This is a genomic window from Paenarthrobacter sp. YAF11_1, assembly GCF_052113445.1.
Lineage (GTDB): Bacteria > Actinomycetota > Actinomycetes > Actinomycetales > Micrococcaceae > Arthrobacter.
Map to the genome: position 1 here is coordinate 767,990 of NZ_JBFRDF010000001.1, position 21,362 is coordinate 789,351.

The 21,362-nt window shown below is 63.0% G+C and carries 18 protein-coding genes; 7 read left to right on the plus strand and 11 right to left on the minus strand.

Features of this window, described 5'->3' with window-relative positions:
- Positions 1–157: 157 nt before the first annotated feature.
- From AB4Y77_RS03760 to AB4Y77_RS03770, 3 genes are all read left to right on the plus strand, one after another.
- Positions 158–1,183, plus strand: coding sequence for a hydroxyacid dehydrogenase (locus AB4Y77_RS03760; protein WP_311214649.1), 1,026 nt, complete (start codon positions 158–160; stop codon positions 1,181–1,183).
- Entirely contained in the window at positions 1,183–2,274 is a 1,092-nt protein-coding gene (locus AB4Y77_RS03765) for a LacI family DNA-binding transcriptional regulator (RefSeq protein WP_442012993.1), read from the plus strand. Before AB4Y77_RS03760 ends, AB4Y77_RS03765 begins: the two co-directional genes overlap by 1 nt.
- A 130-nt stretch (positions 2,275–2,404) precedes the next feature.
- Positions 2,405–4,825: a polysaccharide lyase 8 family protein gene (locus tag AB4Y77_RS03770; protein WP_442012994.1), complete on the plus strand. Its 2,421-nt coding sequence runs from the start codon at positions 2,405–2,407 to the stop codon at positions 4,823–4,825.
- Positions 4,826–5,003: 178 nt separating this feature from the next.
- Here the strand turns inward: AB4Y77_RS03770 and gabT are convergent, their stop codons facing one another.
- Both gabT and AB4Y77_RS03780 read right to left on the minus strand, forming a co-directional pair.
- On the minus strand, positions 5,004–6,359 hold the full coding sequence (gene gabT / locus AB4Y77_RS03775; protein WP_442012995.1) for a 4-aminobutyrate--2-oxoglutarate transaminase: 1,356 nt from the start codon (positions 6,357–6,359) through the stop codon (positions 5,004–5,006).
- A 46-nt stretch (positions 6,360–6,405) separates the two neighbouring features.
- Positions 6,406–7,836 (minus strand): gamma-aminobutyraldehyde dehydrogenase, encoded by a 1,431-nt coding sequence (locus AB4Y77_RS03780; protein WP_311214653.1) that lies wholly within the window; start codon positions 7,834–7,836, stop codon positions 6,406–6,408.
- Positions 7,837–7,980: 144 nt separating this feature from the next.
- Here AB4Y77_RS03780 and AB4Y77_RS03785 point away from each other — a divergent pair, with 144 nt between their 5' ends.
- The 3 genes from AB4Y77_RS03785 to AB4Y77_RS03795 all read left to right on the plus strand — a co-directional run bounded on the left by AB4Y77_RS03785 (position 7,981) and on the right by AB4Y77_RS03795 (position 11,447).
- Positions 7,981–9,423, plus strand: coding sequence for a PucR family transcriptional regulator (locus AB4Y77_RS03785; protein WP_311214654.1), 1,443 nt, complete (start codon positions 7,981–7,983; stop codon positions 9,421–9,423).
- A gap of 90 nt (positions 9,424–9,513) precedes the next feature.
- Positions 9,514–10,770, plus strand: coding sequence for an MFS transporter (locus AB4Y77_RS03790; protein ID WP_442012996.1), 1,257 nt, complete (start codon positions 9,514–9,516; stop codon positions 10,768–10,770).
- Positions 10,767–11,447 carry a FadR/GntR family transcriptional regulator gene (locus tag AB4Y77_RS03795; RefSeq protein WP_311214656.1) on the plus strand — a complete coding sequence of 227 codons (681 nt, stop codon included), beginning with the start codon at positions 10,767–10,769 and terminating at the stop codon, positions 11,445–11,447. Before AB4Y77_RS03790 ends, AB4Y77_RS03795 begins: the two co-directional genes overlap by 4 nt.
- 12 nt (positions 11,448–11,459) lie before the next feature.
- Here the strand turns inward: AB4Y77_RS03795 and AB4Y77_RS03800 are convergent, their stop codons facing one another.
- From AB4Y77_RS03800 to AB4Y77_RS03840, 9 genes are all read right to left on the minus strand, one after another.
- Positions 11,460–12,839 carry an MBL fold metallo-hydrolase gene (locus AB4Y77_RS03800; protein ID WP_442012997.1) on the minus strand — a complete coding sequence of 460 codons (1,380 nt, stop codon included), beginning with the start codon at positions 12,837–12,839 and terminating at the stop codon, positions 11,460–11,462.
- Positions 12,840–12,953: 114 nt separating this feature from the next.
- The gene (locus tag AB4Y77_RS03805; RefSeq protein WP_442012998.1) at positions 12,954–13,424 is read right to left on the minus strand and encodes a hypothetical protein; all 471 of its coding nucleotides are present in this window, start codon (positions 13,422–13,424) and stop codon (positions 12,954–12,956) included.
- A 41-nt stretch (positions 13,425–13,465) separates the two neighbouring features.
- A complete protein-coding gene (locus tag AB4Y77_RS03810) occupies positions 13,466–14,080 on the minus strand; it encodes a hypothetical protein (RefSeq protein ID WP_442012999.1) in 615 nt (204 codons plus the stop codon).
- A gap of 53 nt (positions 14,081–14,133) precedes the next feature.
- Complete coding sequence (locus tag AB4Y77_RS03815) at positions 14,134–14,520, minus strand: hypothetical protein (RefSeq protein WP_311214660.1); 387 nt, start codon at positions 14,518–14,520, stop codon at positions 14,134–14,136.
- A 447-nt stretch (positions 14,521–14,967) separates the two neighbouring features.
- Positions 14,968–16,434 carry an FAD-dependent oxidoreductase gene (locus AB4Y77_RS03820; RefSeq protein WP_442013000.1) on the minus strand — a complete coding sequence of 489 codons (1,467 nt, stop codon included), beginning with the start codon at positions 16,432–16,434 and terminating at the stop codon, positions 14,968–14,970.
- A 20-nt stretch (positions 16,435–16,454) separates the two neighbouring features.
- Positions 16,455–17,732, minus strand: coding sequence for a uroporphyrinogen-III C-methyltransferase (gene cobA / locus AB4Y77_RS03825; protein WP_442013001.1), 1,278 nt, complete (start codon positions 17,730–17,732; stop codon positions 16,455–16,457).
- Positions 17,733–17,856: 124 nt separating this feature from the next.
- On the minus strand, positions 17,857–18,648 hold the full coding sequence (locus AB4Y77_RS03830) for a DNA alkylation repair protein (protein WP_442013002.1): 792 nt from the start codon (positions 18,646–18,648) through the stop codon (positions 17,857–17,859).
- A gap of 15 nt (positions 18,649–18,663) precedes the next feature.
- The gene (locus tag AB4Y77_RS03835; RefSeq protein ID WP_442013003.1) at positions 18,664–19,575 is read right to left on the minus strand and encodes a glutaminase; all 912 of its coding nucleotides are present in this window, start codon (positions 19,573–19,575) and stop codon (positions 18,664–18,666) included.
- 103 nt (positions 19,576–19,678) lie between these two features.
- Positions 19,679–20,722, minus strand: a complete 1,044-nt coding sequence (locus AB4Y77_RS03840; RefSeq protein WP_311214665.1) for an LLM class flavin-dependent oxidoreductase — start codon at positions 20,720–20,722, stop codon at positions 19,679–19,681.
- A gap of 182 nt (positions 20,723–20,904) precedes the next feature.
- On the opposite strand from AB4Y77_RS03840, the gene AB4Y77_RS03845 reads away from it, so the two are divergent.
- The gene (locus AB4Y77_RS03845; protein WP_396136331.1) at positions 20,905–21,294 is read left to right on the plus strand and encodes a DUF6153 family protein; all 390 of its coding nucleotides are present in this window, start codon (positions 20,905–20,907) and stop codon (positions 21,292–21,294) included.
- Positions 21,295–21,362: the final 68 nt, after the last annotated feature.

Sequence of the window (21,362 nt, forward strand, 5' to 3'; positions counted from 1 at the left end):
AAGCTACCCAGTCGCAAGGTGTGATGTCAATAACATGCTCAAAACCATACAAACGTTGATTCCGCGGGATTGACAGGATTTCAAATGGCCGCCTAGGGTGACTGGAAATAGCAAGCGCTTTCTATAGATTTCTATAGACGAACCGGACGGAACCGCAGTGACCACCAACCTCCAGCACGCCGGCACCATCAAGGCTGCGTTCGTGATGGGCCGCAACAACCTGCGCACCCTGTTCAGCGCCGAGGACCTCGCGCGTCTCCGCGGAATGGTTACCCTCCTGGACGCCGAGCCAGTTGCTGACTTCTCAGTCCCCGGTTCATTGGAGAAGCTCGCCGGGGCGCAGCTGCTCATCACAGGGTGGGGCGCACCCATCATCGATGCTTTCGTGTTGGACCGCCTGCCGGAGCTGCGTTGCATCGTCCATGCCGCAGGTACCGTCAAGACCTTCCTGTCCCCCGAGGTCTACGCCCGCGGGATCGAGGTGTCCTCTTCGGCTGCAGCCAACGCCGTGCCGGTAGCCGAGTTCACCTTCGCGGCAATCGTCATGGGCCTCAAACGGGCTCGGCGGTTCAGTGAACAATTGCGCAGCACGGGGGCATCCCGCAACGCCTCCGGCTTCCCCAGTATTGGAACCAACGGCGTGACCGTCGGACTGGTGGGCGCCTCCCGCGTCGGCCGCTTGGTGATCGGGCTGCTCAAGAACCTCGATGCCCGGGTGCTGGTCTACGATCCGTACCTCACCGCCGTCGACGCCTCAGAACTTGGCGTTGAAACCGTCGGACTGGACCAGTTGTGCGCGATGTCCGATGTTGTGAGCGTCCACGCACCGGACATCGCCGAAACGCGGGGCATCATCGGCGCGCAGCAACTTGCCCGCATGAAGGACGGAACCCTGGTCATCAATACGGCCCGCGGCGCCCTCATCGATGCCACCGCACTGACCGCCGAGCTGGTTTCCGGACGGCTGGACGCGTATCTTGACGTCACAGATCCAGAGCCGCTCCCAGCCAGCTCCGTGCTGCACACTCTGCCCAATGTGGTGCTGACACCCCACATTGCGGGGGCGATGGGCAACGAAATCCACCGTTTGGGCAGCCACGCCGTGATGGAAATACGCCGATTGAGCAAGGGCTTGCCCTTGGCCTATCCGGTATTGGCCGCGGATCTTGCGAGAATCGCTTAGTGACTGAGAAAAGCTCCCCCACAGATCCGATCCATGCCCGCGGCGGCGGCGCCACCATTGCCGACGTCGCGCAGGCGGCAGGCGTGTCGGTGGCCACCGTTTCGAGGGCCTTGAGCGGCAACTACCCGGTGGCAAAAGCCACGCGCGAGCGCATCTTCAGGTCCGTGACCGACCTCGGCTACGTGGCCAATGCGCATGCCCGTGCCCTTGCCGGAGCCACCACCCGCACAGTCGGAATCATCATCAACGACGTCGCCGATCCCTTCTTCGCCTACATCGCCCGCGGCGTCGAACGGCAGGCGAGCGCCGAAGGGCGCATGTGCCTGATCACCGCCACTCACGGTGACAAGGAACGAGAACTCGCGCTGGTGGACCTCATGCGCGAGCAGCGCACCGATGCCGTGATCCTGGTGGGTGGCGCTTCGGATGACCCCCGCTACAGGAAGCAAATGGCTGACCGCGCCCGCGCACTGGCGGCGGCCGGCTCCTCGTTGGTCCTCTGCGGACGCCCTTCGTTGGGAGTCGGAGTCCCTACCAAAATGGTCACCTACGACAACGAGGGTGGTGCCTTCGCGATCACGGACTACCTGATCTCCCAGGGACACCGCAGGATCCTTTACGTCGGCGGCCCCCGCGATTTCTCGACGACGGCCTCCCGGCTGGCAGGTTTCTACCGCGCCTTGGATGCGCGCGGGATTGAGAGGGATCCTTCGCTGGTCCACGAGGGCGCATTTGGCCGTGGCTTCGGATACAGCCGCATGCGCGAGCTCCTGGACCAGGCGATCGACTTCACTGCGGTTTTCGGCGCCAACGACCTCGTGGCGGCCGGCATTTTGGAGGCGCTCGAGGAACGCGGAATCCGGGTCCCCCAGGATGTCTCGGTGGTTGGCTACGACGACGTTCCGGTGGCCAGCGAGCTGCGCCCCCGTCTCACCACAGTCCGCGTTCCGCTTGAAGAACTGGGGCGGGAAGCCGTGCGGTTGGCCCTGTCCCAGTCGCCGCACGACGCCGGCGCCTCCTCTGACAACACCCTTACCGTCGGCACCCACATAGTCATCCGGGACTCGGTTTCGGCACCCAACAAGACCTGAGCACTTTTGTTCATTTCTGTTGAGGTGCCCGGGAACCGGACATAAGGTTGCGGAAACTTTCGCCACCCCATCCACCCCCACGCCTGAAACAGTTGTGAACGGAGCAGTTTTGAACGTCAATGGACCCACAGTGAGCCGCAGGACCCTCTTTCGAACCGCCGGTGCAGCCGCCCTCGCGGGTGCTCTTCTTTCCCACGCCGGACCATCCTTTGCTGCCCCGGACGCGGGCTTGAAGGAATTGATCGATCGTCGACGACTGGTGCTCACCGGAGGCCGGAGCGCCGCCGACATCCCCGAGCTCGCAGCTCAACTCGAAGGAATGGGCAAGACCGCCGAAAAGTGGTGGACCTCCATGGACAAGACCGCTGCGCGGACGTCGTTGTGGTCCGACATACCCCTCACTGGCATCGGTCAGTCCACAGCAGCCACGGGCAACATGGGCCTGCACTTCAACCGCCTCTATGACATGGCACTTGGATACGCGGTGCCGGGCAACCCCCTTGCGGCCAACCCTGAGCTGGCCGCAGACATTGTTGCGGGGCTTCAACTTCTCAGCAGCAATGCGTACAAGCCGTCCATCAAGGCAGCAGGAAACTGGTGGTTCTGGGAGATCGGCGTTCCCCGCAAGACCGTGGACATCCTGACACTCCTCCATGACGAAGTCCCGGAGGAACTTCGGACGGCATTGTTGGCAGCTGTCCGCTGGTTCGCTCCCAACCCGAATTGGCGCGGCCGTGCCACATCCTTGGCGGAGACCGGCGCCAACCGCGTGGATAAGTCCTTGGCCTGCTGCATGCGGGGCATCCTGGACAACAACCCCAGCGAGATCGCGCTGGGACGCGATGCCTTGAGCGATACCGTGCGCGGCGGGATCAACAGCGTCTTCACCTACGTCACCAGTGGCGACGGGTTCTACGCCGACGGGTCCTACGTCCAGCACTCCTACCTCCCCTACGCAGGGACATACGGGGTGGTGGCGTTGGCGGGAATCGCCGAGATCATCGCAATGCTCGGCGGAAGCAACTGGGCAATCAACGACCCCAAGCGGTCAGTGCTACTCGACGCCGTAGAGGACACCTACGCCCCGTTCGTGTGGGACGGACGCATCATGGACACCATCCGTGGGCGTGCGGTCTCCCGTCAGCGCGAACCCGACTACGTCAGCGGCTTCGGGCTCATCTCTGCGGTCCTGTTGCTGGCACCGGGCTGCGACGAACCGTACCGTTCACGGTTCCTGGCTCTGGCCAAGGGCTGGTTGGAACGCTGCGCTGACCAAAAGCTCGTGGGACACCCAACGCAGAGCCTGGCCAAGTCCTTGCTCTCGCTCGGTGTCCTGTCAGACGCCGCAGTGGTTGCTGCGCCCGCACCCGTTTACAGCCGTATGTTCGCCGACCAGGACAGGCTGGTCCACCACCGCCCCCAGTGGGGCTGCACCGTGAACCTCTCCTCCAAGCGCATCGGCCGCTACGAGTGGGGCAACAGCGAGAACAACCTCGGCTGGTACCAAGGCGATGGCATGACCTTCCTCTACACGCGAACCGATCCGTCCCAGTTCAGCGCTGACTTCTGGCCCACTGTGGATCCCTATGCCCTGCCTGGCACTACCGTGAATGACCAGGTGCGTGCCAGCGGCGCTGGAGCTGCCGGGACCGGAATCCCCCGTGCCTTCCAGGCTTTCGCAGGCGGACTCACTGTCGACGACCGCTGGGGCGTCATCGGCATGGACCACCTCAATCACAACAAGACGCTGTCCGGCCGGAAGTCGTGGTTCTTCCTCGATGATGCCGTGGTCTGCCTCGGTGCGGGCATTACCGGTACCGGTGGTTCGGCCGTTCAGACCACGGTGGAAAACAGGTCCTTCGCCGCCGGTTCTGTTCCTGCACTGCGCACCGATTCCCGGAACAGGACCATGGCGGCCGGAGACGCGGCGGTGGCTGTGAAAAGGTCCGTGCACCTTGAAGGCCATGGCGGCTACGTGTTCCTGGATGCGCCGGGCGTTTCCGGAGCTCCTGAAGTTGCGGTGGTCCGCCGGACAGGTAGCTGGTTCGACGTGAACTCAGGGGCGGATACCGGTGGCACCACGGATCCCGTCTCCCGGGACTACGTCACCATTACGCATCGGCACGGTACTGACCCGGTGGCGTCCGGCTACGCCTATATGGTCTTACCTGCTGCCGGCCATTCAACCACGTTCTCCCAGTCCGCGAATCCCGATGTAAAGGTCCTGGCCAACTCCGCGGAGGTCCAGATGGTGGAGGTAGCCAAAGACAAGCTGGTCATGGCCAACTTCTTCGCGACAGGTTCAGCCGGCGGGTACACAGCGTCCGGGCCGTGCACCGTGTCCGCGCACCAGACCGGAGACAAGCTCACGCTGTCCGTGGCAGACCCGTCCCGGACGCAATCCTCACTGCGGATCACCCTCGATGACTCGGCGTGGAGCAAGCTGGTGGATTCAGACGCCGGGGTGTCCTTACTGAGCGCCAACCCCCTGGTCATCGAGGTCCAGCTCGATGGACATGGCCACCAGAAGAACCTGACGCTGGGCACCTAGGCGGGTTCCGGCGTCGTGCGTTCCGCGGTCCGCCCGCCGAGAACGCGGGAACGGCGCGAGAACGCCCGGAAAGCTCCCGCGAACTAGGCGCTCTCCGGCGAACTCGGGGGAATAAACGAAGGAGGAGAGCCGGGTCCACGAATGAACCCGGCCCTCCTCCTGTCTACAGCGTGAAGACTTACGCGTGCGCCTTGATGGCTGCGGCGAGGACTTCGAGGCCGTCGATCAGCAGTTCGTCGCTGATGACCAGCGGCGGGAGCAGGCGGATCACGTTGCCATAGGTGCCACAGGTCAGGATGATGACACCTTCCTTGAGGCAGGCGGCAGCAACGGCCTTGGTGAGCTCAGCGTTCGGTTCCTTGGAGCCGGGCTGGACAAGCTCGATGGCCAGCATGGCGCCGCGGCCACGGATGTCGCCAACCACGGAGACTTCCCCGGCCAGTTCGCGGAGCTTGCCCAGGGCGAGCTCTTCGATGTGGCGGGCGCGGCCGTTGAGGTCGTGCTGTTCCATGGTGTCGATGGCCGCCAGTGCTGCTGCGCACGCAACCGGGTTGCCACCGTAGGTGCCGCCGAGGCCGCCGGGGTGGACGGCGTCGAGCAGGTCGGCGCGGCCCGTGATCGCGGACAGCGGAAGGCCGCCGGCGATGCCCTTGGCCATGGTGATGATGTCCGGGACAACACCTTCGTGGTCAACGGCGAACCATTCGCCCGTGCGGCAGAAGCCAGACTGGACCTCGTCAGCGATGAAGACGATGCCCTTGTCCTTGGCCCAAGCCGACAGTGCCGGAAGGAAGCCTTCGGCGGGGACAATGAAGCCGCCCTCGCCCTGGATGGGTTCGATGATGATGGCGGCAACCTGGTCGCCACCGATCTGCTTCTCGATCATGGTGATGGCGCGCTTGGCGGCCTCTGCACCGGTGATCTCCGGGTTCTCTTCGCGGAACGGGTAGCTCATGGGCATGCGGTAGACCTCGGGCGCGAACGGGCCGAAGTTGGTCTTGTACGGCATGGCCTTGGCGGTCAGTGCCATGGTCAGGTTGGTGCGGCCGTGGTAGGCGTGGTCGAAGGCTACGACGGCGTCGCGGCCGGTGGCCAGGCGTGCAACCTTGACTGCGTTCTCCACGGCTTCAGCACCGGAGTTGAACAGAACGGTGCGCTTGGCGTGGTCGCCCGGGGTGAGGCGGTTGAGCTGCTCGGCAACTGCAACGTAGCCCTCGTACGGGGTCACCATGAAGCAGGTGTGCGTGAAGTGCGCGGCAGCTTCCTGGACGGCAGCGACGACGGCGGGGTCGGACGCACCGACGCTGGTCACGGCGATGCCGGAGCCCAGGTCAATGAAGGAGTTGCCGTCGACGTCGCGGATGATGCCGCCGTCGGCGTCTTCAACGTAGACGGGGACGCCGGAGGCGACGCCGGCAGCAACGACGGCGGCGCGGCGCTCAGCCAGTGCCTGCGACTTGGGGCCGGGGAAGGCGCCGTTGATGTTGCGCTTCTGCTCGATGCGGTACGAGAGTTCGTTCGCGGTGGTGGTCATGAGGTGGTTGCCTTTCTGGGAAATTCGTACGGGTGGGGCGAACGCGCTACGCGTCGAGTGCACTCATCACGTGCTTGATGCGCGTGTAGTCTTCCACGCCGTACATGGAGAGGTCCTTGCCGTAGCCGGACTGCTTGAAGCCGCCGTGCGGCATCTCTGCCGTCAGGAGGATGTGGGTGTTGATCCAGACCGCACCGAAGTCAAGGTCGCGGCTCATGCGCATGGCCGTGCCGTGGTCGGTGGTCCAGACGCTGGAGGCCAGTGCGTATTCGACGTCGTTGGCGAGCTCGAGCGCTTCTTCTTCGGTGCTGAACTTCTGGACGGTGATGACCGGGCCGAAGGTTTCCTTCTGCACGATGTCGTCGGTCTGCTTGGCACCGGAGATGATGGTGGGCTCGAAGAAGAAGCCCTTCTCGCCTGCACGGTGGCCACCGGTTTCGATCTTGCAGTTGGCCGGGAGGTGCTCCACTACCGAGGTGACGGCGTTGAAGTGGTTCACGTTGTTGAGCGGGCCGAAGTAGTTGTCTTCGTCGTTCTGCGAACCGGTGTGCAGGGTCTTGGTGTGTTCCACCATGGCTGCCACGACGTCGTCGTGAACGGAGTCCTCCACCAACACGCGGGTAATGGCGGTGCAGTCCTGGCCGGCGTTGAAGAAGGCGAACTCGGCGATGGCCGCGGCGCTCTTCTTGATGTCAGCGTCCTTGAAGACGATGGCCGGAGCCTTGCCGCCAAGCTCCAGGTGTGCGCGCTTGAGGCCCTTGGCTGCGCCGCTTGCCACGGCGATGCCGGCGCGGACGGAACCGGTGATGGAGACCAGGCCGGGAACCTTGTGGTCCACCATCATGGCGCCGGTTTCACCGGTGCCGAGAACAACGTTGAGGACGCCGGCGGGGAAAATCTCACCGGCGAGGCGTGCCAGCACCAGGGTGGATTCCGGGGTGGTGTCGGAAGGCTTGAGGACAACAGTGTTGCCGGCTGCCAGGGCGGGGCCGATCTTCCAGATGGCCATGAGGAACGGGTAGTTCCACGGCGCAACCTGGGCGACGACGCCGATCGGTTCGCGGCGCACGTAGGAGGTGTGGCCTTCGAAGTATTCGCCTGCGGACTTGCCTTCAACGATGCGGGCAGCACCGGCGAAGAAGCGGAGCTGGTCGGCGCCGGCAGCAACTTCCTCGGAGGCGATCAGGGAGCGCACCTGTCCGGTGTTGCGGTGCTGGGCGTCAACGAGTTCGTCGCTGTTGGCCTCCACGGCATCGGCAAGCTTGAGCAGCATGAGCTGGCGCTGGCCCGGGGTAACGTGCTTCCACGTCTTGAAGGCGCCGGCCGCTGCGGTCATGGCAGCATCGACGTCGGCCTGCACCGAAATGGGCGACTTGGCAACGATTTCCCCATTGGTGGGGTTCACGATGTCCAGAAGACCCGTACCTGCCGGCGTAACGAATTCGCCGTTGATGAAGTTCTGCAAGGTTTGAACCACGGTGTGCAACCTCTTTCGGTGTCTGGGCATGGGTTTTAGCTGATCAGAGCCTATGCCAGGGAGGGGGTGCAAGGAATAGTCAGCTGCACACACAAGAAGCCCCGGCTTAGTGCGCTTGACCAGCGCCGGGTTACGCTTTTAAGTATGGCAATGTCCCTCGCATCCCTCGTCGCAGTCCCCTCCCTGAAACTCCGCCAAGCCGGCCTCGCCGAGACGACGTGGAGCCAGGACATCAGCTGGGTTGCCGTGACGGAACTGGAAGACCCGCAGCGCTTCCTCAGCGGCGGAGAGCTGGTACTCACCACGGGGTTGCGCCTCAAGAGCGCCGCGGACCAGCGGCGCTTCGTCCGCCAGGTCCAGCGCGCAGGCGCCGTGGGTATCGGCTTCGGCATCGGCCTCACCCATGAGGCCGTTCCGGAGGCACTGATTGCAGAAGCCAACCGCTGGGGTCTTCCGCTGGTGCAAGTGCCCTACGAAATCCCCTTCATCGCCATTGGAAAACTGGTGGCCGAGTCGCATTCAGCGGACCACTATTCCAATCTGGAACGGCTCCTGGCCGGGCACCAGATCCTGGCCCGCTCACTCCTCACCGGCGGCGGCCTGAACGAACTCCTTAAGCAACTGGGCAGCATGCTCCGCACCGACGTTGTGCTCACCCAGTTCAGCGCGCAGCTCTACAACAGCGTGGCCGGGAAGCCGGCGCCGACGGCGGATGGTTGGGCGTCGTATCCGATTCCCACCGGCCGCAGGGATGCCTGCACGCTCTGGCTCCGGCAGCCGTTCGTGGACTCGGGAATTGTCAGTTACGCGCAGAACCTGATCAGCGTGGAGCTCAACAACATGGTCAAGCAGCGTCAGTCCCAGCGGGCCATGGCGGGCCAGGTGTTGGACGACGTCATCCACGGCACCCTGGAAACCATCGAAGCCGCCCGGCGTTTGGCCGGCGTTGGAATCAACAGCACCAGGAAGAACGTGGTGCTTGTTGCGGAGTCCGCAGCGCACCACAAGCAACTGGTCAGCATTTCGCTGCCCCAAGCAATGGAAGCCGGCGTCAGCGCCGTCGTCGGGAAGGATCTGGTCACAGTCATCAGCGACGACGGCAGTTCCGCCACTGCCTTGGCCAAGAGCCTCAGCGATCACCTCCAGGAGGCCGGAATCCATGCCGTGATCGGCATCGGCGGCGCCTACACGAAGCCGAACGGTTTGCGCTGGAGCTACTTTGAAGCGCGCGACGCCGTGGCGCACGGCTTGCCGGTCAACGAGCCCGAACGCCTGAGCCTGACGTCCCTGTTGCTCGCCAGTGAGGACGTTCCTCTCGCCGACATGGCCAGCGAGTCCCTCACGCCGCTGCGGAAGTTCGACGCCGCCCACGGTGCCGAACTGGTGGCCACACTGGAAAGCTACTTGAACCACAACGGGTCAGTGGCTGCAGTGGCGGAAGCCCTGACATTGCACAGGAATACGGTGCGGTACCGCCTGGCACAGATCACCGAATTGACGGGCTACGACCCCTCCCAGACGCAGGACCGGGTGCAGCTGTGGCTGGCCTTGGCGGTGCAGCGCCTGGGTTCGCGCAACCCTCGCTGAGCGGTCCCGCTCCAGGCAGCCCATAGTCCCCGGCGGAGAGCTTCGCCACAAAACTCTGGACATTAGACGTCAAACGTCTAACCTTTAGATATGGCGACGACTTCTCTGACGACAACTACAGGAAACATCCCTCTGGTCTCCCCCGCGCAGGCGGTCCCTAAGACGCGCGTCGTCGCCGTCGTCGGCATTATTGCCGTTGTACTTATCGGACTGAACTTGCGGGCGGGCATCACCAGCGCCGCCGCACTGTTCCACGAACTGCAGCAGGTGCTGGGCTACGGCGCTCTGGTCGCGTCCATCCTGCCGTCCATCCCGCTGTTGTGCTTTGCTGTCGCAGGCATGGGAACGTCGTGGTTGACCCGGCGTGTGGGCGTCGAGAAAGCCATTGCCATCGCATTGGCGCTGCTGGCCGGCGGCTTGCTGGTGCGTGGCGTTCCGGTGACAGGGGCCCTCCTTGGTGGCACCGTCCTGGCCATGTCCGGACTGGCCGTATGCAACGTGGCCATGCCGTCGTTCATCCGCGAGCACTACTCCGAGCGCACCTCCATGATGACCGGCCTTTACACCTTCACCATGTCCGGCGGCGCCACCTTCGCCGCAGTCGTCAGCGTTCCGTTGGCGCAGGAACTCGGCTCACCCTCCATGGGTCTGGCTGCCTGGGGCCTGCTGGGTGTCGCAGCCCTCCTCGGATTCCTGCCCATAGTCCTGCACACCCACCGGAATGCCACCAAGGCTGATCGGCCGCGGGTCTCCATGTGGCCGCTGCTCCGCACCCGGCTGGGCATTCTGATCACCGCCATCTTCACTTTCCAGGCCTTCCTGGCCTACGCCGTGATGAGCTGGTTCGCCTACATCCTCACTTCCCAGGGCCTCAGCGCTTCAGAAAGCGGCCTGCAGTTTGGTGTCATGCAGCTGGTCTCCGTAGCTGCCGGCATGATCCTCCTTGCGTTCGGCTCCCGGCCCGGCATGCTCCGCCCCGCCCTCTATCTCGCCAGCAGCTCCACGTTGCTGGCCATTGCCGCCATGATCTGGCTGCCGACGTCGTTGGCCGTTGTGCCGGCCGTGTTGTTCGGCCTCGGCTTGGGCATCTTCCCGCTGGTCTTGGTGATCATCAGCCGCAGCGGACGGTCGACGGCGGAAACTACCGCACTCTCCACCATCGCCCAATCGCTGGGATACTTGATTGCGGCCATTGGCCCCTTTGGCATGGGACTCCTCCACAGCGCCACCGGCGGCTGGGTGCTGCCCCTGAGCCTGCTCTCCATTGTGGCCGTAGCGCTCATGGTCACCTGCCACCTGCTCACCAGCAAGCGCACTGCCACCAAGACCGGACCGAGGACTGCATGACCCTGACTCCATCGCATCGCCCGGCTCTGGCCGAGGAGATCACTTCCAAGCTACGGGACATGATCAAGTCCGGCGAATGGCCGCTCCAGGAGCGCATCCCTGCGGAGCCTGAGCTGATGTCCACCTTAGGTGTTTCGCGGGGAACCCTGCGGGAGGCCATCAAGGCTTTGGCGCACTCGGGCATGTTGGAGGTCCGCCGGGGAGACGGCACGTATGTCAGGGCCAACAGTGAAATGTCAGGCGCGGCCCAGCGGATGTACCTGGAACACACGCAGGAACACATTGTGGAGGTCCGTCTCGGATTGGATACCCAGGCTGCCCGCCTGGCGACGAAGCACGCCACCACAGAGGATTTGGCCGAAATGCGCCGCCTCCTGGCGCTCCGCCACGATGCGTGGCAGGCGGAGGATTACCCCACGTGGGCCAGCGCCGACTGGGAATTCCACGAGCGCGTTGCCTTGGCATCAGGAAATCCCCTGCTCCACCAGCTGTATGTTTCGTTCGGCGGCGTGTTCCACAACGACCTCCTCCGGCAGCAGCGCAAGGGCGGCTTCAACGGCATCCCCCGCGAAGGCCACGACGAATTGGTGGACGCCCTTGAGGCACACGACCCCGACGCCGCCGTCAGCAGCGTCTACCGGAACCTGGACTACTGCTCGGACCAGGCGCCGCGGTAGCCCAACTCCTGTTTACGGGGTCGTTTCGACGCCCACCCCCGCCGCGTCCTTGAACCTCGCGTTGATGAGCACAACGTCGCGCCCGGCCCGATCCAGCAGGCTCGCGGCAACACTCGCGCGGTATCCCGTGGCACAGTGCACCCAGATCCGGGCATCCGGTAACTCCGTGATCTTCCCCGGGAGCTCGTAGACCGGGATGTTCCGCGCACCCGCCACGTGCGAGGCCTCAAACTCGTCCGGACGGCGAACATCCAGGACCACGTCCCCCGGCTGCTGCTCTCTCATCAGCAACGTCCAGTCCCCGTGCGGGTATCTCGCCCGGGGAAACTCCGGTGCCAGGGCACCGATGTCCAGACCCGTTGAGTCAGGCCCGACGGCGGCATCCGGGTTGTCGATGCCGATCCGCGCCAGGTCTCGGATCGCCTGATCAACCTCGCCGCGTGGGCCCAGCAACGTGAGCGGCTGGTTCCACGGAATCACCCAGCCGAGGTAACTGGTGAAGTTGTCCCCGCGTCCGTATTCGAAGCTCACGCTCCCTTGAAGGTGGGTATCAGCGAAGGCAACCCGATGGCGCAGATCCACCACCCACTCCCCTGCCCTCAACCGCCGGCTCAGCTCCCCGGGATCAACGGAGTCAGGAACTGTCAGGTCCGGCCGGCCGGGTCCAGCCGCATTCAGTGGGCTCATGTGGGCGTAGTAGGCAGGATAGGCGGAGATATTCTCCAGCAGCTCTGCAACAAAGTGGTCCTCGTGGGGATCCGTCAGGGCGTGGTTGGACTTTGCCTGCTCAGCAATTGTGGACGATTCCTGGCGGCTCGCGGGACCTGTGGAACAGAACGAACCAAATCCATGGGTCGGGTACAGCGCTGCCTCCGGACGGGCCGCGTCCACCAGACGCCGCACGGACGAATACTGGTCATGGGCCAGCTCGGCGGTGTCGTGCGGCGAGACGAGGTCCGTCCGTCCCACTGAGCCGTAGAGCAAACTTCCGCCGGAAAACACAGCCTCGGGGCCGCCGTCGTGCGCGTCATCCCGCACCACATAGGAAAGGTGCGTGTGCGTGTGGCCCGGCGTCGCAACTACCGAGACCGTGAGCCGGCCGACGCGCAGGACCTGGCCGTCAGTGACCGGGACGCGGGAGAAAGAGACGTGATCGTCGGCGTTCACCAGATACGCGGCACCGTGCTTCTCCGCCAGGATCAGCCCGCCGGTGACGTAGTCGTTTTGGAGGTGTGTCTCGGCCACGTGCGTAATTTGCACGCCGGCGTCCAAGGCTGCGGCTTCAACCCGGTCAATGTCCCGTTGGGGGTCGATCACCAACGCAACAGTGCCGTCATGCACCAAGTAGCTGCGGTCGCCCAGCTGCGGAGTTTCGATGACCACGACGTCCATGGTTCAGGGTACCGCCAGCTGAAAAGGACAAGGTGAGAGGCGCCGGGCCAACACTGCGGATCCATCCACTGTGGGGATCCGACTATAGTAATCCCGTTCGACCCGGGACCTCTCCTACGGTTGTGGATCCAACCGATCTCCACGCTTGGCATGTGCTCGGTTCGGCAACCGGTTCCTTGAATTTGCGATGTTCCAGGAAATGAGGATACCGAGAACAGTTGCAGATGCTACTGAGAATGCCCCCTCGACCAGCCACTGCAGCACAATTGTGTTTGTACGCTGGCCCAGCTCAGTTTCTGGTTGCCCGATGATGATCGCGATGATCATCGTCGTGGCTAAGGTCAGTGTTGCGCCCCAAAGTGGTGCCACAGAACCATTCGATTTTTGAGGCGAGAAACGGTCGCGGAAAACCCACCCTATGACTGCACTGAGAATCACCATTGCAAGATGGCATTCCCACGCGACCCTCGGGACGATGGCTTGAACAGGGTTCCCGAGAAAATCCGTAATGATCCCGTCGTGGGCGCTTCGGATTTGGATTATGAGGAATCCAAGAACAAATATCCAAGCAACTGTAACCGTCATTGATGCGAGCGTTCGAATAACACTGGTGTTGGGCACGTTGCCTAGTCCAGTCGATTAAGAACGAACGCACGCGGTGATGTGCTTCGCGGCAGTTCGACCGTGGCAGGCAAGTCATCGGGGCCTTCAACTATGAGTAGGCTGCTTGCCCGGCTACTCATGACCGAATCTGCCCGTAGGGACTTCGCTGTGGGGTTGGCTTCCAGTTCGACATCAGAAGGAACCAGATAGGCGGTAACTCCCTTCGCGTTAGCGGCTGACTGATCGCCCCAGATATGAAGCGAAAGACCGTTCTCATTGAACTGTGCCCGCGTCATGCAAGCCGTTGCGATGTTTCCTGCCGGAGCATCGAGGGACACGACCAGGCAGACTTCTGACCGATCGGAGCTCACAGCCGTGTAGTACGACGCGCTCGTTGTCTTCTTTAGCAGGCGCACGGAATCCGTCGCCAAGTCCGACACGGCGTGGCTCGCTGCTACAGCTGAAGGCGGCAGGTCTTTTGACTGCTGTTCTTGGCCTAACGCAGGGACCAAAGCGTCCGGAGCCAGCGGGCCCTCTTTGGTGGCAAGGGCCGGTGACGCGAAGATGGCCAACGCCAAGCTGGAGATCGCGAGTGTGGCAGCGGCGGTCGATTTTAAGCGCTTTGATGGAAAGGTCATTTACTACTCCTGAAGGAAGAGGGTCGAAAGCCGGGCCTGAAGTGCAAGATGGTCTACTGTCGCGACCTGGCACAGTCAACCCCTGTTGTCCCTGGAATTTGAATCCCATAGCCCCACCAGCAGTCGCCGTGAGTCAACGAGGCGGGCAGGTGTGTAAAACGGACGCGGGCATGGTTTGGTATGTCAATACCGCCATAGACATAACCGCTGTTATCTCCGCGGGTTCGGATGTACAACTTGCCGCCAAAGGTGGAGTTCATGAATCCCTCACCGCCGACATTCGTGCCGCCGTATCCGCTTTCTGCATGCTGCCCTTGCACCATTGGTTTCTGATAAGCGTAGTAGATGTCCGACGCCCCATGGGCCGTAGCGGGAATTCCAAACGATATCACCGCCGCCATTGTCACAACTCCAGCAGCTTTGAGGTTTCCAATCTTCATTACTCCCCCTCAGAAAACGGAGACAACACTGTCTCCTTTGTGAGTGAATAATTGCATCTCTTTGATCATCGAGCCATTTAATTGTTTTCGGGTCGGTAATAATCGTGAAATCGGCGAAATGTTCAATTTTCAGCGTCACGAATGAGCAAATATCGTTTCGCGCGCTGCGATCTGGGTGCTGCTTGGTATGGCGGCACTGATCTTGGCAACCTTGTCTAATCCGTACAGAGAAGACCCAGCCTGGATGGTCCAAGCTGGGTCTTCGATTGGTGCTGAACTGATTTGTAGGCGAAGTGACCGCATCCTTGAACGGTCACTTCGCGTTGCTCCTCGGATAACGAACTACTTCCCTGCATAAAACTGCTCCCCGAAAGTCAGAAGTGATTTCTCAGTCCAACTCTCGGGGAGCAGTTCAAGGGGTGACCCGCGTCGCTCTATCTATGGAGGCTAGACCTGTGCGGCTACGCCATCACGGGAGATGTTGACCATGTCCTCGCGCGGCACAACCTTGATGCGCTCACGCTTGACCTCAACACCGTGGGAGGTACCGGCCTCGGTGGCTGCTGCGCCGAGAGCGAGCTCGTGGGCGTCCAGTGCCAGCCAGCCTTCCCAGCTGGTGAACTTCACGCCGCGGGCATCGAGGAGTTCCACCACGGCGTCTGCTGCAGGAGCCTCGGCAACCGGAAGGTTCTCACGGTCTTCCAGCAAGTACGTGACGGTTTCCAAGGCGTCGCCCTTGGTGTGGCCGATGAGGCCCACGGGGCCGCGCTTGATCCAGCCCGTTGCGTAGAGACCCGGTACGTGCTGGCCGTCGGCGTCCAGGACGCGACCGTCGTCGTTGGTAACGACGCCCTTCTTGTGGTCGAATTCGACGTCCGGCAGGGCCGAACCGAAGTAACCGATGGAGCGGTATACAGCCTGGACCGGGTAATCGATGAACTCGCCGGTGCCGCGGGCGTTGCCCGTGCCGTCCAGCTCGGTGCGCTCGAACTTGATGCCGGCAACCTTGCCCGGAGTTTCCGGGGAGTCCACGATCTCCACCGGGCTGTGCAGGAAGTGCAGGTGCAGGCGGCGGGAGGCCGTGAGCTCGGAGAGGTCCTCGGGCTGCTCGGCGATCCAGTTTGTCAGTGTGCCAACCATGGTCTTGGTCTGGTTGTTGGTCTGGACCTGGCGGTCGGACTCTTCGTCGAATTCGAAGTCTTCGGCGTAGAGGATGATGTCCACGTCCTTGGAGTGCGAGAGCTCGCGGAGTTCCAGCGGGGTGAACTTCACCTGTGCCGGGCCACGGCGGCCGAAGACGTGGACGTCGGTGACCGGGGAGTTCTTCAGGCCGGCGTAAACGTTGTCCGGGATTTCGGTGACCAGGAGGTCTTCGGCGTGCTTTGAAAGCACGCGGGCCACGTCCAGGGCTACGTTGCCGTTGCCGAGGACAGCGATTTCCTTGGCATCCAGCGGCCATTCGCGGGAAACGTCCGGGTGGCCGTCGTACCAGGAGACGAAGTCGGCGCCGCCGAAGGAGCCTTCGAGTTCGATGCCTGGGATGTTCAGGTCCGCGTCCTTGATGGCGCCAGTGGCGAAGATGACGGCGTCGTAGTGCTTCCGGAGGTCCTCGATGGAGATGTCCGTACCGTAGTCCACGTTGCCGAAGAAGCGGATATCGCCGCGGTCCAGCACCTTGTGAAGGGCATTGACGATGCCCTTGATGCGGGGGTGGTCCGGTGCCACGCCGTAACGGATCAGGCCATACGGTGCCGGGTAACGGTCGAAGAGGTCGATGCTGACGTTGAGTTCGCCACTCTTGACGGCCTCGCTCTTGGTCAGGATGTCCGCTGCGTACACGCCGGCCGGGCCGGAGCCGATCACGGCGATGCGAAGCGGACGGTCCGCAGAACCTACGGGGGTGCTAATTGACACGGCTGTGTTCCTTCTTCTTCTCAGTTACTGCGGACGCGGGGACGATTTGGGGTAATAGTGCTGTAGTCAGCGGTCTTGAAGTGCTGCGGTGCAAAGGGGCTGACACGGACAACATCGCCGATCACAATGACCGCTGGGTTGGCCACGCCGACGGCTTCCGCCTGGTCCGCGATGGTACCCAGAGTGCCGATGGTGACGCGTTGGTCCGGCAAATACCCGTTCTCTACGATACCTACTGGTGTGTCCAAAGGCAGACCCGAGCCTGCCAGCGCAGCCGCGGAATCCCGCAATTGCGCTACGCCCATGAGCAACACCACAGTGTGATCGGGGCGTGCGGGGACTTCGGACAGCTCTTCGTGGCCGGTCACCACGCTGAAGCCCTTGGCCAAGCCACGGTGCGTCACGGGAATACCGGCAGCGGCCGGAACGGAAATCGCCGACGTCACGCCGGACACCACTTCAACCTCGACGCCGTTCTGCCGGCAGAACTCGGCTTCCTCGCCGCCGCGACCCAGGACGTAGGGGTCGCCGCCTTTGAGGCGGACCACGCGGTTGCCCTGGAGGGCTTCGTCCACAAGGATCCGGTTGATCTCCAGTTGCGGCACGGGGTGGTGGCCGGGCGTCTTGCCTACCTCGATCACGCGGACGTCCGGGGCGAGTTCCTTGAGCAGCTCACGCGGGCCAAGTCGGTCAGCGACCACGACGTCGGCCTGGCCCAGAAGGCGCCTGCCGCGGACGGTGATGAGGCCCGAGTCGCCAGGTCCGCCGCCTACCAAGGCCACCGAACCAGCAGGCGCCTTACCGGCTGCGTCCGGCTTGCGGTGGCGTCGCAGCGGAAGGTCACCCGTTTCCAGGGCAGTGGCAACAGCATTGCGGAGGGCCATGGCACGGCGCGGGTCTCCGCCGGCGTTGATGGCGATCTTGACGTCATCAACCACAGCAACGGCCGGTGTCCATGCTGCTGATGCTTCGTGGTCCGAGGCATTGACGCACCAGAGGCGCTGCGCCTCGGCGTCGGCCGATACCTGGGTGTCCACAGCGGCAGTGCCAGTAGCGGTCTGAACGAACCAGACGCCGTCGAGGTCTGACGTGCGGTACTCGCGCGGCTCCCAAGTGAGGAGGCCGGAAGCAGCGAGTCCGCGAAGGTTTTCGGTGGCAACGGGCGCGACCACGGTGACTTTCGCACCGGCGTCGAGCAGTCCCTTGGCACGGCGTTCCGCGACGGGGCCGCCGCCCACCACCAGCACCGGGCGGCCGAGCAGCCGCAGCGCGGTGGGGTAAATGTCCTGTATTGCCATGAAAAAACTGTAGGGCGGCTCCGTAACATGCTTCAAAGGCTCAGAAACACCCGGTAACGCTGGGTAATCCAACGTCATATACAGTGGCTGCTCACTGCCGACTTTGGGCCTGATTTTGCGCGGATCAGTTAGGGGAAACCCTGTCTTTGAGCGTCAGGTAATGGGCCCGCTGTTCCTTGCCCAGGTGCTCAATCGCGTAACGAAGCGCCGTCCGCGGCATGGTGGCGGCGTGTTCGTCCAGGAAGGCGAGAAGCCGTTCGCGGCTGCTGCGGCCGGCGTCACGGACCCAACCACCTACAGCTTTCTGGATGAGGTCCTCTTTGTCATGAAGGAGGATCTCGGCGATGGCGAAAGTGTCATCCAATTGGCCTTCGCGGATGAATGCCGACGTGGCAACAATGGCGGTCCGGCGCTCCCACATGCTCTCTGAGCGGGCCAGTTCGTACAGGGGGTCGCGCGGCTTATCCATGAGCCAACCGCCCACCACACGCCCGGCTCCCAAGTCCACCAGGTCCCAGTTGTTGATGCGGTCGTGCCTGCGGAGATACAGCTTGTAGAGGCTTTGGCGCCTATCGTTGGTGGTCTTCTTCTTCTGAGCCTGCAAGGACATGATCTTCACGGCACCCGCCCGGGCCTCGTGGATGTCCTTCTCCAGCAGCGTCTCGAGATCGTCCAAAGTCATGGCCGCGAATTCCTTGGCCAGCGTGAAAACCTCGCCCATCCGGACGCCAAGGAAGAAGTCCCCCTCGGCGTAATCACCCTTGCCGGTCTTGAAATACCGCTGGTACTTTGCCTGCTCCACCGCGGACTGCCGGATTTCCAGGCGCTCCAAAAACGCGACGGCGGTGGGTTGGGTTCCCGGCGCCGGCGCCGCAGGCTTGCGGTTCTTGGGGGCCTTTCCGTCTTTGGGGGTCATGTCTCCATCATGCGCCTAAAAGACCGACCAGCCAGTACGCGTGGTGAATTCGTCCAGCGCTGCGACACCCGCCACCGAGTTTCCGGACCTTCCAAGTCCTGGGCTCCACACGCTGATGGAGCACTTGTTCGGAACCACGGCCACAATGCCGCCGCCCACGCCGCTCTTGCCCGGAAGGCCCACGCGGTACGCGAATTCGCCCGCGGCGTCATAGGTTCCGCACGTGAGCATGACCGCGTTGATCCTCTTGGTTTGCGCCGGTGACAACAGCAGGGTCCCGTCTGCGCCCAGGCCGTTGGAGGCGAGGAACCGGGTTGCTAGCGCAAGGTCCTCACATGTCATGGCCAACGCGCATTGCTTCGCATAGGAGTCCAGGACGTCGTCCACCGGGTTCTCCAAGTTGCCGCAGCTTGCCAGGAAGTGGGCCAGCGAGGCGTTGCGGTGTCCGTTGGCCAGTTCGGAGCCAGCCACGTGGTGATCAGTGTCAACGCTTCGGTTGCCTGTCTCTTGCCGCATCAAGTCCCTGACGGAGTGCGCGGCGCTACCCGTCAGGCTGAGGAGCCTGTCCGTCACAACAATTGCACCGGCATTGATGAAAGGGTTCCGGGGAATGCCCTCCTCGCTTTCCAACTGGACCAAGGAATTGAAGGGGTTACCCGAGGGCTCCCGGAACACCCGCTTCCAGATGCGGTCGCCGTCAGAAGCCAGCACCAAGGCGAGGGCGAAGACTTTGGAGATGCTCTGAATGGAGAACTCCACGTGGGCATCTCCGGCCGAGAATACTTCCCCGTCCCGGGTCACCACCGACACTCCGAACTGGTGCGGGTCCACTGCCCCGAGTTGGGGGATGTAGTCGGCGACTTTTCCTTGGCCGACGTGCGGTTGAACTGCTCCCACGATGTCGTCGAGGAGGTTCTGAATGTCCATGGGGCAACCTTTGCTTTCTGTGTAGTCCCCTCGTCGTTGAAGGGACTGACACGTGCTCCTGTGTTGTTGGCGCAGTAATGCACAGCCAGCAACACTACCGGGCCTACACCCCTTGGTTTGCCCTCCACCCGAAGGCTGGTGCAATGTGCTTTGCCACGTTCCCCAGTAGCTTGGCGTTGTACTCCACGCCCAGTTGGTTGGGCACCGTGAGCAGGACGGTGTCCGCTGCTTGGACCGCAGCATCCTTGGCCAGCTCCTCAGCCAACTGATCCGGCTCCCCGATGTAGCTCTTACCGAAACGGGACAACGCGCCGTCGAGGACGCCCACCTGGTCCTGGCTGTCTGCCTGGGCGCGGAGGCCGAAGTAGTGGTTGTCTATCTCGTCCACAATCGGGATCACGCTGCGGCTGACGGAGATCCTCGGCTCAAAGTCGTGCCCGGCTGCCGCCCATGCTTCGCGGAACATATGGATCTGTTCGGCCTGCAGCTCATCGAACGGCAGGCCTGTGTCCTCGGTGAGGAGCGTGGAGCTCATAAGGTTCATGCCTTGTTCCGCTGCCCACACGGCGGTTTTCCGGGTGCCGGCTCCCCACCAAATTCTTTGCGGGAGGCCGGGTGACTGAGGCTGGATGGGCAGCAGACCCGTCGCCCCACCCGCGTAGTGCGGATCTGCCTCGGCCACGCCATGCCCGGCGATGGCTTTCCGGAACAGTGCGGTGTGACGGCGTGCCATGTCGCCGCCGTCCTCGCCGTCTGCAGGGACGTAGCCGAAGTTTGCGGCACCGTTCCGTGCTGGCTCGGGTGAACCACGGCTCACACCGAGCTGCAGTCTGCCATCACTGATGAGGTCCGTGGCAGCGGCTTCCTCGGCCATGTAAAGGGGGTTCTCGTAGCGCATGTCGATCACGCCTGTACCCATTTCGATCCGGCTGGTCCTCGCTGCGATCGCGCTCAGGAGTGGGAAGGGAGAGGCCTGCTGCCGGGCGAAGTGATGGACCCGGAAGAAGGCGCCGTCCATGCCCAGTTCCTCCGCAGCAACAGCGAGTTCAATCCCCTGTTTCAGGGCCTCGCCGGCCGTGGGAACCAGCGATCCTGGTACGCGGGCCCAGTGGCCGAAGGACAGGAAGCCGATCCGTTTTTTGTGCATGTTGAGAACAACCCCGCGAGAGGGACGGGAATTCCACATACGCGGATTCCTCATTGGATTCCATACCCTGCAGGGGTATGGTTTTGTAAGTGTACCCCCAGCGTATAGTCGGCGGAAGGAGGCCCAAAGTGAGCAAATCAGCATTTCCACTGCCCCTTCGTAGGGCTTCCCTGTTCCTGCTGGTGCTGGGCGTCATTGCTGGAATTTTCGGCATGCACGTAGTGATGGGTTCCCATACGACACATTCGGCTCCCGCTACTCAGGCGTCAACGCTGCACAGTGAGCATCACGGGCATTCAACAGCCGGATCCCAGTCCGCCAGCACTCACCACCACCCGCTGTCCTCCAGCATCGAAGCAGAGTCCTGCTCCACGGGTAGCTGCTCATGTGCAGAATCAACCGCTGAACACTGCATCCCGTCATTGAAGACAGGTTCCCTGCTCGCTCCGCTTCCGGGCAGCGGAGTTGGGGGCCTGGCTGATGGTCTGTGGGCCACAGTTGAAGCACCGCGAACGTGGACCTATACCCCGCCCAGGCCTTCCCTGAGTCAACTTTCGATCAGTAGAACGTAAGCATTTTGCCTTGGCGGCCCCAATTTTGCCGCCTATGCAGTGCCTCGTATCCCTCCACTCGGGCTCTC

Coding starts and splice junctions, on each gene's coding strand:
- gabT (WP_442012995.1), bottom strand. CDS start 6,359: ATGACCACCACCGCGAACGAACTCTCGTACCGCATCGAGCAGAAGCGC.
- AB4Y77_RS03785 (WP_311214654.1), top strand. CDS start 7,981: ATGGCAATGTCCCTCGCATCCCTCGTCGCAGTCCCCTCCCTGAAACTC.
- AB4Y77_RS03790 (WP_442012996.1), top strand. CDS start 9,514: ATGGCGACGACTTCTCTGACGACAACTACAGGAAACATCCCTCTGGTC.
- AB4Y77_RS03795 (WP_311214656.1), top strand. CDS start 10,767: ATGACCCTGACTCCATCGCATCGCCCGGCTCTGGCCGAGGAGATCACT.
- AB4Y77_RS03800 (WP_442012997.1), bottom strand. CDS start 12,839: ATGGACGTCGTGGTCATCGAAACTCCGCAGCTGGGCGACCGCAGCTAC.
- AB4Y77_RS03805 (WP_442012998.1), bottom strand. CDS start 13,424: ATGACGGTTACAGTTGCTTGGATATTTGTTCTTGGATTCCTCATAATC.
- AB4Y77_RS03810 (WP_442012999.1), bottom strand. CDS start 14,080: ATGACCTTTCCATCAAAGCGCTTAAAATCGACCGCCGCTGCCACACTC.
- AB4Y77_RS03815 (WP_311214660.1), bottom strand. CDS start 14,520: ATGAAGATTGGAAACCTCAAAGCTGCTGGAGTTGTGACAATGGCGGCG.
- cobA (WP_442013001.1), bottom strand. CDS start 17,732: ATGGCAATACAGGACATTTACCCCACCGCGCTGCGGCTGCTCGGCCGC.
- AB4Y77_RS03830 (WP_442013002.1), bottom strand. CDS start 18,648: ATGACCCCCAAAGACGGAAAGGCCCCCAAGAACCGCAAGCCTGCGGCG.
- AB4Y77_RS03835 (WP_442013003.1), bottom strand. CDS start 19,575: ATGGACATTCAGAACCTCCTCGACGACATCGTGGGAGCAGTTCAACCG.
- AB4Y77_RS03840 (WP_311214665.1), bottom strand. CDS start 20,722: ATGCACAAAAAACGGATCGGCTTCCTGTCCTTCGGCCACTGGGCCCGC.